The organism is Fructobacillus sp. ESL1129, assembly GCF_058507945.1.
Window position 1 is genome coordinate 594,536 of record NZ_CP196668.1, and the last position, 13,646, is coordinate 608,181.

The following is a 13,646-nucleotide window of genomic DNA, read 5'->3' on the forward strand; positions in this document are numbered from 1 at the left end:
ATCAACATTAAAATTGTAACATAGGTTGGCAATGGAATTGTGGGTAAAAGAAAAAACAGCCAGGGGTGGCTGTTAGAAAAATTTAAAACTAAAATTATTAATTTGTTTCATTACTTAAATATGCTAAATGAGTCAAATAAAGTGTTGGATTAATTCCTTTCCAGTTTTTAAGTAATTCTTCAACAACTTTACTCATATTATCATTTTCAGAATTGTCGTTGTTTATATTTCTTAATGTTTCAAGAATACCTTTATAATACTTATTATCAGATTTTAATTTCCTTCCACTGAATCGAACACGGCCGTCAACTATTTTATGTTTATTTACTTTAATTATTTCACCAAATTCTTTTGGCTGATTAACATATCCAGAAACACCAATTAGATATTTAATATTTTTGGCTTTATCAAAATTAATAAGCCAGTTGCCCAAATAGTCAGGTTTTTTTGAAGTTGGTATAGTTCTAACAATTAATACTTCACTAGATTTTATAACTACTTTTTGTCCACTATCGCTACCACAATTATTAAGTTTATTTTTAATAAATTTACATATCTTCATATACCCCCCCTTCGTCAACTCAATTTTCCGATTCATTTGTATCATCATTCCCTGTAAATTCTTGAACCATAACTTGTAATCGTGAATCACTTTCGAATAATTCTTGTTTTTTTTCTTTCTCAGTCCGCTGATCATTTTTTACAAGTTCGCCACCATCATAACGTAATTCAACTAGTTCTACTAACAAAGGTGCTATTACTTCTAAATTTTCTAATTCACCTTTATACTTATTCCGAGTTTTAATGGCATGAATTTTATTTTTATCATAATACAGACTATATAGTTGTCGCAATATTGCTTGACCTCTATGTATTGCTGAAATCCTCATCATTTGAAATTTCTCTAAACCTTCATTATCAGAAGCAATCTTTTTTAGATACTTTGTTTTTTCATACAAAGCTAGAAATTTAGGAATTTCATCATCAAATAATAAATTACTTCTTTTCTTATCCTCACGCCTTATAGATAGTAAATATGTTATTAATGCTAAAGGTACTGCAAGTGCCCCAATGCATGTCCAGATATCATTCCATCTTGCAATTAAATTATGATCTTTCCCTATATTATATAAGTCAATCACAAAACGAATGACAATATATAACAAAAATAATATAGCAATCACAGTTCCAAATTTTTTTAATCCGAATGACCTTTTTTTCATAAATTGTCTCCCCACAAAAAAACAGCCTCACGGCTGTCAAACGACAATGTTGAAATAGGATAGAATTCAACTTAGTCAGTATAGCATAAGTATTGCAGTAATGTTACATGAAAACTAAATGAAGATTAAAATACTTTATTTAGCTTTCTTGTCTTGGGCAAATTCAACGGATGGGTTGAATTTGAAGCCGGCCTTGACACCTTTACGGATGATGGCAAGCTTTTCTTTTTTGTTATCGGTGTTAGAGAAGAAAATGTCGATGTAGTCCAACCAAGGGCGGGCTTCAGCACGAAGCTTACGGTAAAGGCCACGTTGGCGGGCGTAGTACATCTTGTTTCGGTAGTGGTAGAAGTAACGGGGCGTCCGGTCGGCGGAGTCGGACTTCAAAGAGGAGCCGACGTTGGCCTTGGTAGCGTGGGTTACCTTTGAGGCTGGCACGAAGTATCCGGGACGAATACGGGCGAGACGTTCTGTATATTCGATGTCGTCACCCCAAATGAAGAAGTCCACGATTGGCAATCCGACTTTGGCAACACAGTCACGGGCAACCAAGAGGGAAACGAAAGTAGCGTTCCGTGTTTGAACGACATTGGTTTCGGAATCGGGAATGCGACGACCGTTCATGTACCCCATGACGTTCATCTTAGCCAAGCCACCGTCTTTCCACAAAACCTTTGATGACAGGAATGAGAAATCATCGTTCGTTGAGGCGTAATCCATCAAGGCCTTCAATGAATCAGGATGGGCCATCGTGTCGTCATCCATGATCCACATGTAGTCGTCTTCCGTTTCTTCCATGAAGTAACGGATTCCCTTGTTAAAGCCACCAGCGCCCCCGATGTTTTCAGGCAAGCGGAGGTAATCAATCTTATCCCCAAGTGATTCCAAGTATTCCTTGGTGTCGTTTTCACTGTTGTTATCAACAACAATGATGTGGGACAACTTATATTCTTGGTTAAGCAAGGCCTCGATGCTTTGCTTCAAAAGATCCAAACGGTTATAGGTAACAACAATTGCTGAAACCTTCTTTTGTTCAGTCATGGTATACAATTCCTCTTAATCAATATAATTCCAAATTATTGGCAATAAAATTATAGCATAAAGAAAGAGCAGCCGGACGATTGTTCGGCTGCTCCTAGAAAAGTTACTAAATTTTTAATAAATCACAGATTACTTATTTGTAGGCGTATCATCCTGGGCGGTTGCCTTATAAGTCTTGCCATCAAGATTCAAAGCCCCCTGGTCCAAGACCTTGTTGGTAATCATCTTGGTCTTGTGTCCCTTGATTTGCATAATGTAGCTTGGGGCAAAGGTGTGACTTTGTTGGAAAGCCGTGACGACGAACTGGTCATTGACCACCTTTTCTGGTCGAACGACTAGGTAGGCGTAGCTATAAGCCGGATCGGATTCCGCCAGATTTCCCTGCAAAACCAAACCGTTGCCGTTCAATGGCTTGTACGTTCCGTTAATGCCGTTATCTGATACATAACCAAACATGTAGTTCTTGTTAATCAAATATGGATCGTTCGTTGATAAGCTCTTTCCCGTGAAGCAAGTAAAGAGGTACCACTTGCCCTTGTACTCAAAGAGGTTTGGTCGCTCCATGATATCAAGGGTAGCGTTAGCCGTCACCATCGGTTTCATGACTTTCTTCACCGTAAAGTCCTTGTTCAGCTCAAGCTTTCCAAGAGCAGCGTTGGCTTGATAAGCGCGGTCGTACTCGTTGGAATTCACGTTGGACTTGATTCGATTCAGGTCCTTCTTGTAGAAGGAATAGTTACCGAAGTAACTATAGTTCTTAAAGTTCGCTGCCCCCTGTTCACCGGAATCACGAGCGGTGTTTCCTTCAAAGGTCAGGTAGTACTTGTCACCATCAACAACGAAGTGTGGGTCACGCATGGCAAAGGAATCTTCCACCTTGCCCTTGTTCTTGGCAGCTTGGTCGTACGTTTCGTAAATCTTGCCATCCCCCACAAAGACCGTCTTGTGGTCGCTGGCCTTCTCGTGGTTGATTGTCAAACCGGAGTTCCAGTCCGAACCATCGGCTGGGTCCAGTTGAACCTTCGCGGTGGTCAAAGCCTGCGCCTGGTTACCATTCACAATGGCGTTCGTGTAAAAGACACGGAGTGTTGTATCGTTTTCGTGCATCATGGTTGTGGAACCAGACCACTCACTCTTCAGCATATCGAGGTACTCATCCTTCTTGCCGCTGTGCCCTTCACCAGAAGCTTCAAAGACGTCCCCCAGGTACTGCCAAGAACTGATATCGGATTCATTATCTGAAATTTTTTGGGCGTACAGACCAATCTTCACTCCGTTGACATCGACTCGTTGCCCCTTGGAGGTCAACCCCATTACCAATCGATAGCCATGGAAGTTCGCGACCGTGCCATCAGGCTTGGTCACTGGCCAAGAATCCCAGACAGCCACTTTATCCCACTGACCAGTCTTGGTGTCGTAATACCGACTACTTGGTACGTCACTCAATAATTTATTCTCGGTAAACTGTGGTGACCGTTGATCATTGCTCTTCGTCATTGACGACTGAACGGACGTCATATCAGCACGGGTAAACTTGGCGACGCCAAGTTGGTTATAGGCCACCCGAATACGGTGACGGTGTTGGTAACCAAAACCAGCAGCTGCGGCAATCAACAAAAAGAGAACAAAAAGAATCCAAAAGTTTCGCTTGCTTAAGTGAAACTTCTTTTTTGTTGTGTGGCGATGTTGCATTTTTTTAACTCCCTTATCCAAAAGAAAAGTAGGCCTCAGAGTAAGACCTACTAGTATCAGATAATATTATAACGAGAATTAAATAAAATAACTAGGAAAAACTGACAGACTGGTTATTTTCGTTTAATCTTTATAAAAACGCAAGAAAAAGCAAGCGGGAAAACAAAGAGCACGAACAAGCTAGCGTAAGCAAGCGGGCTGACCCGATCGGCTTTTTTCACCGTTCCAAAGTCATAGACAAAGTTCAAGCCAGTCACCTTCTGACCGTTATCTTTCACAGCTGGTCCTTGCAGATTCGTTGTGCCTAACTGTTGTAGGAAAGTCGTCTTGATGGCTTGCTTGCCTTCGTTGACAAGGTCGAGTCGATAATTTCCCTTGGCGAAGGTTTCATCAAGGCTATTCAAGCCGATTTTTGGCTGAATTGAATAAACTTGGTTCGTGGCTAAGTTGGTTAAGGTCAGGGACAAATCCTTGGCCTCTGCCTCAGTGACGTCCCCCAGCGTGAAAGCAAAGTTCGTGGCCGTATCTTCCAATTTGAATGAACTGGTTTGGTAGTGGTGGCCAGGCTGCACCGTAGCCTCTTGCCGACCGTCTTCCGTATAGAAATCAAAGCCGGACGCGTAGACGTTTCCAATCTTCGTTTCAGTGGCCGTAAATTGTCGGAACCCGGTCCCGAAGCCAAGCAACAGGCAGAGCAGGCTGACGGTTGCTAAGCCAGGCAGAACGACCTGTTTTCTTGGTTGATCGGCTGACTTTTGTTCCTTAAAGGCCAGCCAGGCAATGACGGCAAGCATCAGTAAGAACGGCACTGCTGGTAGTGCGTAGCGGTCACGCACCTCCCACAAGAAGACGTGGAAAGTGAAGACGCCCAAAATACTCAAGTCCACAAAGAGAACGAGCGCGGTCATGAGTTCACTCAAAACCTTCTTTTTCCTCAAGAGCAGCCAGTTGACATAAAGAGCTGCCACCATCATCAGAATGTAAACCGGTTGAAAGAGGTTGCCCAGATAGCCCAAAAGGCTTGGCACCTGCCACTCATGCTTGACCAGTCCCGTTACCTGCATCTTTGCCATGTCCTGGTTTGAATAGGCCAAGGCAAATTGGAAGGTTTCCTTTTTCAGCAAGTGCTTCGCAATCCCATTAACCCCAAGCGTTTTCAAGCGTTGCTTGAACTCCGCCGTGATTTTCTTAGCACGTTCATCCTTTGGCAAATCGCCATACATGCCAGAATCCGGTCCGTTAATTTCACCACTCGTTTGTGGGTTCCAAGACATGTTGACATAGCGGATTGACGGCGTTACCAAACTAGGCTGACTGACGTAGCCCACCTGATGCTGCACAGACTTCATGCCAACGGTCCCAAGCAACGTTAGGGAAAGTCCCAGGACAACCGCTAACGCCTTCATTTTACGGCTAATTTTAGAGACAAAAAGCAGTGTCAATAATAGGGCAATGAGAATAATCACTGAATTTTGGCGTACCACAATCCCTGCCGCCATCAACAGCATCATCACCACTAATTGACCAGTTTGTCCCTTCCGGGTCTTGGCTAAGGACAAGCGAATAAAGGATCCGATCACAGCAAAGATTGTTGCAACAGCGATTAAATCATTATAGGGAAAGACGATGTAGGTCAGTAATGGCAAGTAGAACAAGGACAGGATGACCACGAGCCACCCGGCGTTTTGCTTGACTTTGTTAAACGAAGTGCCGAAATAAAAGAGGGCGAGGTCCAAGAAGAGCAACTGCAGTAAGCGGACCAGGAAGAAAAACTTCGTCACACCCAACCACTTGAAGGGCGCTAAGCACATGGCCCAAAACAAGGTAACGTTAACGTTGTTGGGATAAAAGTAAAAATATTGGTACCAATGATGCTGCCCATCTAACAAGCGCCCCACCATGGTCATCACATAGCCAGTGTCTGAATAGACCGACCGCGAGAAAGTCAGTAAAAAGACCAATTGGCAGAGCAAGCCCAAGGTGATGAAGAGAATAATCCCCCTTCTCGAAAGCTTTGCCCGCCGTTCCCGGAGTCCAAACAAAAGAACAATGAGCGAAAGAACGGCACCAATTCGAAAAGTCGCCGGTAAGAAACTTGATTGTCCGATCTGAAAGCCCGTTTCCGGGTAACGAAAACAAGCCACGAAGATCAAAGACAAAAACATGGCAATGGCGACACCAATCACTGGCCATGTAAAGAATTTTCGATTCAATAAACGGTGCATCTTTCTTCCTTTTTGTGTTATTACTAGCAGACAATTGATTTAAGAAAGTCTCTTTGGCCGGTACCGACGGTAGAAAAGGACAAACAGAATGAGCAAAATTGACAGGAACGAAATGCTCAACAGCACGGGATGAACTGAACTCTTCGCTTGAACCGACACCGTGTAAGTTCCGGCTGCCAACGCCAGTCGGGGTTGGTTCTCCGACTGGCTCGCAACGACTTTACCATTGACTAAAATCGCATAGTTAAAGTGGCGGTAGGTGACCACGGGCAGGTTCACCGCAGCCAGACCGTTGGTCTGCACTTTGAAGGTAATGCTGTTATAAGTGCGTTTTGTCTCTTTTAGCTGGGCATTTTCAGGTGAATTTGTCTCGTAATCGACTTTTTTCGTTTGCTTATCAACCGGTAGGTAATCTGAAAACGAATAGCGATTCGTCAACTGTTCATCATACGTTTTCGCTTCCAAGCGATCGTGGTAAACGCTACTACCTAAGAACTGCTGATGAATGTGGTAGGTCCCTGACAAGGACAAGGCGCAAACCAGGGCTTCGACAAGCAGGATTTTCCACTTGCCCCTAACTGGCCGTTGCGCGAAGTAAAGCACGGTCGCCACGATGATGCAAAGAACAATCAACGAATTTAAACGACCCAAAAACTGGATTAAGGAAATCGCTGAGTTCGAGAACTTGTCCCAGGGCCACCAATTAAAGAGCGCAATCGTTAACGCATCCCCCGCGATAATCCAAGCACCCCACTGCTTGAGACGTGCCGATTTAAAGACCGCCACCGTGAGCACCACTTGGAGCAGCAAGAGAGGCAAGCCATAGGCCCAATAAGCCGTGTCCCGCATATCATTTTGAACAAAAGCCTGTAAGAATGACCAGGGGTCGACCACAAATAAGTAACGGTCAGGTTCCACAAACTTGGCGTTCGCATACAGACTGACCAGGTTGACAATGGAATATAGCCCCACTAACAAGGCTAACCCTGCTGCTTGAAGCAGCGCCCACAGTTTTTGTAGCGATAACTGCTTTTTGAAACACACGATGATTTCATAAAGCGCGACAAAGCCCAAGGCAAAGAGCAACGTGAGCACGTGACTATTGATAATCATGCCCATGCCCAAGCCCAGCCAGTACTTACCGGATGGACGCTTTTCGTTAATCTGAATCACTCCGGCAACGACCAAAGGCAGCCAGGCATAGGCAAAACTCTCACCAAAAGCAGAACGGGTGTAAAGGTCAACAAAATGGAAATTGTTGAACTGGTACAGGATAATTCCAAACCAAATCAACCAATTATGCTGGGTCAGCGTCTTCATTAAGACACGTGCACTCAGCATGGTCAACAAATTTAAAATAACGAATCCAACGGCCAAGGCAACGATTGGATCAGCAATCAGAAAACGAGGTAAGACAAAAATTAGTCCAGGAATCCAAGGATAAATCGCATTAATGGCCACCCCAACCCGACTATTACTTGGTGAATAGGCGAAGTTGAATAAGGAGGGCAAGTGACCGGACTTGAGGGCTTGATAGATATTCTCAAAGCGGTCTAAGTGATAGAAAGCATCCGATGAGGCGTTGTAGTAGTGGCCGGTAAATGCAGGAATAACCGCCACCACCGCCAACAGCAGCATCAAGAACACATCCAGTAAAAGGTGAACTTTAGCGGATTCTTCGTATTTTAACCGAATTTTTGTTAGCATGACTTTTTCCAATCGATGTTTTGAGAATGTAATCCTAAATAAGATACAAAGGCAGACTGAAGCGTCTTATAACACTCCAAGTCTGCCAGCAACGACTACTTTTCTTCTTTTGCAATGAAAATGGGGCGACGCTTTGTCTCCAAGAAAATGGCCGCAATGTAGCGCCCAATAATCCCTAAGGACAACATCTGAATTCCCCCAATAAAGAGAATGATCGTGACCATGGATGGCCAACCAGCGACTGAGGTGTTCGAGACCAGCGCTCGAATAACGATGAAAATCCCAGCCAACAGTGAAGCCCCAAAAGTCAAAATACCTAGCAGGGTCACCACCGTCAGTGGCACCGTTGAAAAGGAAACAATTCCCTCAATGGCATACTTCGTCAAGGACCAAAAAGACCAGGAAGTATTGCCAGCCACCCGTTCACGGTTTTCAAAAGGAATGTACTTCGTTTTGAAGCCCACCCAGGTAAAGATTCCCTTTGAGAAACGTTGGTTCTCAGACATGGAAAGGATGGCGTTCACCATTTGGCGCGACATCACCCGGTAATCACGGGCCCCATCAACCAAATGAGTCTGAGACATCTTGTTCATCCACTTGTAGAACTGTGAAGAGAACCACGAACGGAGAGGGGCCTCCCCCTTACGATCCGCACGACGGGTGCCAACGGCATCGTATTCGCCTGTTTCCACACCCGCAAGCATTTCTGGCAACAATTCCGGTGGATCCTGCAAATCGACATCCATCACGGCAACGTAGTCACCCTTAGACTGTTCGAGGCCAGCGTAGAGGCCCGCCTCCTTTCCAAAGTTACGGGAAAAGGACACGTAATGGACGCTCGAATCTGTCTTTGAAAGTTCACGCAAGATGGGCAAGGTCCGGTCCGTTGAGCCATCATCAATGAAGTGGTAGTCGACCCGAGCGTTAAGCTTTGGGAGAATTTCTTGGATAGCATCATAGAAAATTTGGATGGTTGCCTCTTCGTTGTGAACGGGGACAACAATGGATAACGTTGGCACTTGTCCGTCTGTCATTGGCTTCTCTCCTTTTTTAAGTAAATGCTTATGTACGTCACCAGCTGGTGACTTTTAAATTTAAAAACGGATTACTTCACTTCGTCGTGAGCAAAGTTAAAGTCGTCATCGATCCCAAATTCTTGGCGAACCGTGTTCAAGGCATCGTTGAAGACCTGATCCATGTCGAAGTAACGGTACTTACCCAAACGACCACCAAACATCACTTCAGGGGCGTTTTCACGAGCTTCCTGGACGTACTTCTTGTACAATTCCGTGTTCTTCTCGTTGTTAACTGGGTAGTAAGCTTCCTTCGTGCGGTCCCAATCTTGTGGGTATTCACGCGTGATGATGGTCTTTCCTTCGTCGGCCAAGCCATCAAAGTGACGCCATTCCATTTGACGGGTAAATGGTGTTTCCGCATCCGTGTAGTTAATAACGGCGTTTCCTTGGTAGTTATCAGAATCAATGGTTTCAGATTCAAAGCGCAATGAACGGTATTCCAATTCACCGTGCTTGTAATCGAAGAACTGATCAATCATTCCCGTGTACAAAACCTTCGGGAATTCCGCCAAGAATTCATCCTTGTGGTCAAAGAAATCCGTATTCGTCATGACGTCAATCAAGCCGTCGGCCCGCTCAACCATGTGCTCAAAGATTTGCGTGTATCCACCGACAGGAATTCCCTGGTAGCGGTGGTTAAAGTAGTTGTTGTCGTAAATAAAACGAACTGGCAAACGCTTGATGATGAAGGCTGGCAATTCCGTTGCCTTACGGCCCCACTGCTTTTCCGTGTAGCCCTTAATCAAGGCCTTGTAGATGTCTGTACCAATCAATGAAATGGCTTGTTCTTCCAAGTTACGTGGTTGACGATCGCCCAATTCCTTCAAAGCGGCAGCCTTTTGTTCTTCAATCTTGGCCTTGGCCTCGTCAGGCGTCTTCGTTCCCCACATTTGGTAGAACGTGTTCATGTTAAATGGCAAGTTGTAAAGCTTACCGTTGTAGTTGGCAATCACCTGGTTTTGGAAGCCGTTGAATTCAGCGAACTGACGAACGTAGTCCCAAACCATCTTGTTGTCCGTGTGGAAGATGTGCGCACCAAAGTCGTGCACCGTGATACCGTCTTCCACGTGCGTGTGCGTGTTTCCACCGATGAAGGCTCGCTTTTCAACAACCAATGAACGCTTACCGCGCTTAGCTGCTTCGTAGGCAAAAGTCATACCGAAAGGTCCGGCACCGACAATCAAGTAATCGTAGTTCTTTGTGTTAAATTTGTTAGTCATTAGAAATGCACCTTTTTCTTTGCGTTAGGGAAAAACTTTCGCTTCAGGAACTGGGTTCCCTTATCCAACCAATTCGTCTTGTCCAACGAGATGACTGGCTCTTCCACGTAGGAATAACCCCGTGTATGGAGCCAGGTATCCATCAAACGTTCCGAGAGGAAGCCGAAGACCCGCAGGTCCTGCCCCTCGAGTGTGGATAAGTCGACCTGTTGCTCGACTTTTTCCAAAACACCAAAGAGGAAGGTTGCGTAATCATCAAAGACCGCGCGCTTCATCACAAACATGTTGAAGAGGTGGGCCTTGGTCGACTTTTCCATTTCCTGAAAGGCTGGATAAAAGCCTGGGTAGTCATCACGAATCACCTTTTCCATGATGAAGTAAGGTTCGTTGGCATGGGCATGCAGGTAGTGATTGCGCTGATTTTCAATGAAGTAATTACGGGCTTTGGGTAAAATCACGTCGTACTTTCGTAAGAGCGCTTCCATCTGTGCCTTCGTCAAACGATCAGCTGGAAGATGGGATTTCTTCAACCCCAAGTACCGGCGGTAATGCATCAGCCCGACGATGTCCGACTGACTGTTCTTCCAGGCCCAATAAATGGCCGTCAGTTCGTTGAAATTCGGATTCTTTTTGGAAATATTCTCCCCACTATCATCACGGAGATAATTCGCGGGAATGGACTCTCGCAATGCTGACCCAACCATGATTGGTTGGTAGCAGCCATCCGATGGAATGTCATAAACTTTATGAGTTGCTACGTAAACCGTCATTTTTGTATCTCCTGTTCAAGACGCAGTATGTGCTTACGGTAGAAGAAAAACATCAACAGGTAAGGCCAAAGAAAGACCTGAATCACGAAAATTGATGAGAAGGCTGCCAACACGATCATCGTCAGAAAGGCAATGATCAGAGCGCGACTCCACGACTTTTCCTCATCCGACAAAGCCAAGTAGGCCAGGCGGTACTTAACAAAGTACGTACGGGCTACCAGGCGGAAAAGTAGGAAGAAGGCGGGAACCATGATAATTAAACCAAAGGCGGCAAACCAACCCAAGAAGTCCGAAAGGTTTGGGTAACCATACTGTGAGTATACCTGTTGAAATTCAAAGTTGTGCGTCGTTGCTTCTGGCACATTTTGAATAATGTAATACGAAGTAAAGCCATAACCAACGCCCACCAAGGGATGGGTAACGAAGGTCAACAAGAGACCAATTGTTCCACCTAAGCGGTTATCAGTTCCCCCCTTTGCAAAAAGGAACTGGTTGAGCAAGTTGTGGATCGTTGGGACTTTCAAGTAGGCCAAGGCCAGCACGGCGACACCAGTAAACGCCATCGCGACCAGGAAGTAACGCTGTCCGCCCTTTGCCCAAACAATCCAGAGCAAGTAGGCAATGACCGCGGTCAAAATGCCAGTGGTCGTCTTCGCCAATAACAGCACCACGAAGAGAACGAAGGCAAAGAAAACGTTCAACGACACAGCGGCCCAACGGGTCTTTGTCCAGTTCCAAATCTTTTGCTTGGTGGTCGTTAACCCGATCAAAATGGGCAAATAAGTCACGCCCAATAAATTGGCAAGAAAGGCCGCTTCAGGTTCAAAGCCGTTCACACGGTTTTCCGTCGTAGCATAAGAACCATTGGCATAAAAGTTATAGCCCTGCCCGTGCATCTTCCAATGCCGTTCAAAGACTTTGGCAATGACGTTCACGTAGTGGTCCAAGCGGTGAAGACCGATGGTCACCATCACCTGCGGTAGGACCACAAGGAGAAGGTAGAAAAAGAGTGCAATCAACCCAGATTTAATAAAGACCTTCTCATCACGTTCGCTAATGACCGTTACTTGAATAACGGCCCAGGCAACGTAAACCGTTGCCGTCCAACCAGCCAAAACGATGACCGTGTGCAAAAGCCCAGACGTTAACTGGCTTTCACCTGTTTGTCCGTAGGAACGGAGCATGACCAGCAGCTGAACAGCCCAAACGAAAATGCCCATGTAGAGTGCGCTTTTCGAAGGACGAATGCTCGCTAACCGATTGGGAAATCGGTACAGCTGTAAGAGAATAATCAGAATAAATACAGGAAAAGCCACCATTGCGGTGGTCTCTGCCAAAGAATTGGTATAATTCTTCGAAAAAAATGTAATTGGAAGAAGAAAATTAACCATGTGGCAAACTTATCCCTGCTTCTTTGCTTGACGGTAGTTAGCGTGAATACCAGCCACCATGATACCAAAGGCTGACAAAACAAGACCGAGCACGGCACCAAAGAGCGTCAACTTCTTGGCTGACTTAAAGGCTGACTTGGTTACATCGGAACCAGTTGCCTTTGACATCAATTCAGGCTGTGCCATATCAGGGTAAAGCTTTGGTCCCATTTCGGCAAAAGTCTGGGCATAAACGTTAACCAACGTTTTGGCCTTGTAAGTGCTTGCGCCCGTTGCCTTAAAGGATAGCATCAACGTGTCTGTTGGGTTATCAACTTTGACAGCAGTGGAAATATCAGACTTGGACAACTTGTATGGTAAGGCATCCTTGACAGCCGAAACGATGGCGTCGTCTTGAGCAATCTTTTCATAGGTGGCAATCATGGACTTGTCAGCCAGGAAACGGGAATTTGGATCCTTGACGTTCGTGTTGTCCTTGGCCACTAAGACATCACGCGAAGCCGAATAGTTCGTAATGGTCTTACCAGACTTGGCGTAGGCAAACCCCGCCCCCGCAAAGATAATCATCATCAAAGCGATGACCCAGCTGTAGCGGATAAAACGCTTTAACAAGTTCGTTAACGAAAATTCCATTTTGTATCTCCTATTTCTAGACACTTTAGTAAGCGCCGTCCCCTTTAAAAATGGCAATGACTGTCAAAAACATAATCTTAAAGTCCAAACCAAGGTTCGCCCGATCAACGTAATCCAGCTCAATTTGAGCACGTTCAGGGTAGCCAATGTTTGACCGACCGGATGCTTGCCAAAGACCAAAGACACCAGGCTTGACCGATAGAAACTTTTTAATCCGTTCCGGACTACCATATTCAACCAGTTCTTTTTCCACGACTGGTCGAGGACCAATAATGGACATATTACCTATCAATGTATTAACAAATTGAGGAAGTTCATCCAACGAAGTTCGCCGCAGGATTGCTCCAATTTTGGTAATTCGTGGGTCTTCCTTTGTCGGCAACTTATAGCCGTTATCGACAAATTTTTGATAAAGTTCAGGATTTGATTTCAAAATCTCATCCGCATTATCGACCATTGATTGAAATTTGTATATTTTAAAATGTTTCCCACCTTGACCAACGCGGTCTTGGCTATAGAAAACATGCGACGTCCCCTCTGAAAACTTAATCCAGAGCGCGATTATAAGAAAAATCGGTGAAAGAACCACCAATGCGACGATGGACACCACAATATCTAATAAACGTTTGGGAAGACGATAGAACAAGAGCTTCTTCACTGCCCCATCC

At 45.0% G+C, this 13,646-nt stretch carries 12 protein-coding genes; all 12 read right to left on the bottom strand.

The window, feature by feature from the left end; all coding sequences use genetic code 11:
* Nucleotides 1-97: 97 nt before the first annotated feature.
* A complete protein-coding gene (locus ACSYSL_RS02805; protein ID WP_491709004.1) occupies nucleotides 98-562 on the bottom strand; it encodes a hypothetical protein in 465 nt (154 codons plus the stop codon).
* A 19-nt stretch (nucleotides 563-581) separates the two neighbouring features.
* On the bottom strand, nucleotides 582-1,223 hold the full coding sequence (locus ACSYSL_RS02810) for a hypothetical protein (protein WP_491709005.1): 642 nt from the start codon (nucleotides 1,221-1,223) through the stop codon (nucleotides 582-584).
* Nucleotides 1,224-1,358: 135 nt separating this feature from the next.
* Nucleotides 1,359-2,264: a glycosyltransferase family 2 protein gene (locus ACSYSL_RS02815; protein ID WP_491709006.1), complete on the bottom strand. Its 906-nt coding sequence runs from the start codon at nucleotides 2,262-2,264 to the stop codon at nucleotides 1,359-1,361.
* Between the two features lie 129 nt (nucleotides 2,265-2,393).
* Nucleotides 2,394-3,956 (bottom strand): glycoside hydrolase family 68 protein, encoded by a 1,563-nt coding sequence (locus tag ACSYSL_RS02820; RefSeq protein ID WP_491709007.1) that lies wholly within the window; start codon nucleotides 3,954-3,956, stop codon nucleotides 2,394-2,396.
* Nucleotides 3,957-4,069: 113 nt separating this feature from the next.
* Nucleotides 4,070-6,181 carry a hypothetical protein gene (locus ACSYSL_RS02825; RefSeq protein ID WP_491709008.1) on the bottom strand — a complete coding sequence of 704 codons (2,112 nt, stop codon included), beginning with the start codon at nucleotides 6,179-6,181 and terminating at the stop codon, nucleotides 4,070-4,072.
* A gap of 39 nt (nucleotides 6,182-6,220) precedes the next feature.
* Entirely contained in the window at nucleotides 6,221-7,888 is a 1,668-nt protein-coding gene (locus ACSYSL_RS02830) for a hypothetical protein (RefSeq protein ID WP_491709009.1), read from the bottom strand.
* 95 nt (nucleotides 7,889-7,983) lie between these two features.
* The gene (locus ACSYSL_RS02835; protein ID WP_491709010.1) at nucleotides 7,984-8,922 is read right to left on the bottom strand and encodes a glycosyltransferase family 2 protein; all 939 of its coding nucleotides are present in this window, start codon (nucleotides 8,920-8,922) and stop codon (nucleotides 7,984-7,986) included.
* A gap of 71 nt (nucleotides 8,923-8,993) precedes the next feature.
* Entirely contained in the window at nucleotides 8,994-10,184 is a 1,191-nt protein-coding gene (gene glf, locus ACSYSL_RS02840; RefSeq protein ID WP_010017856.1) for a UDP-galactopyranose mutase, read from the bottom strand.
* A complete protein-coding gene (locus tag ACSYSL_RS02845) occupies nucleotides 10,184-10,954 on the bottom strand; it encodes a DUF4422 domain-containing protein (protein ID WP_491709011.1) in 771 nt (256 codons plus the stop codon). Before ACSYSL_RS02845 ends, glf begins: the two co-directional genes overlap by 1 nt.
* Nucleotides 10,951-12,345, bottom strand: coding sequence for a hypothetical protein (locus ACSYSL_RS02850; RefSeq protein WP_491709012.1), 1,395 nt, complete (start codon nucleotides 12,343-12,345; stop codon nucleotides 10,951-10,953). The genes ACSYSL_RS02845 and ACSYSL_RS02850 overlap by 4 nt, the downstream gene beginning before the upstream one ends.
* Nucleotides 12,346-12,354: 9 nt before the next feature.
* The gene (locus ACSYSL_RS02855) at nucleotides 12,355-12,978 is read right to left on the bottom strand and encodes a YveK family protein (protein ID WP_010017852.1); all 624 of its coding nucleotides are present in this window, start codon (nucleotides 12,976-12,978) and stop codon (nucleotides 12,355-12,357) included.
* A gap of 25 nt (nucleotides 12,979-13,003) precedes the next feature.
* Nucleotides 13,004-13,636 carry a sugar transferase gene (locus tag ACSYSL_RS02860; protein WP_338342043.1) on the bottom strand — a complete coding sequence of 211 codons (633 nt, stop codon included), beginning with the start codon at nucleotides 13,634-13,636 and terminating at the stop codon, nucleotides 13,004-13,006.
* Nucleotides 13,637-13,646: the final 10 nt, after the last annotated feature.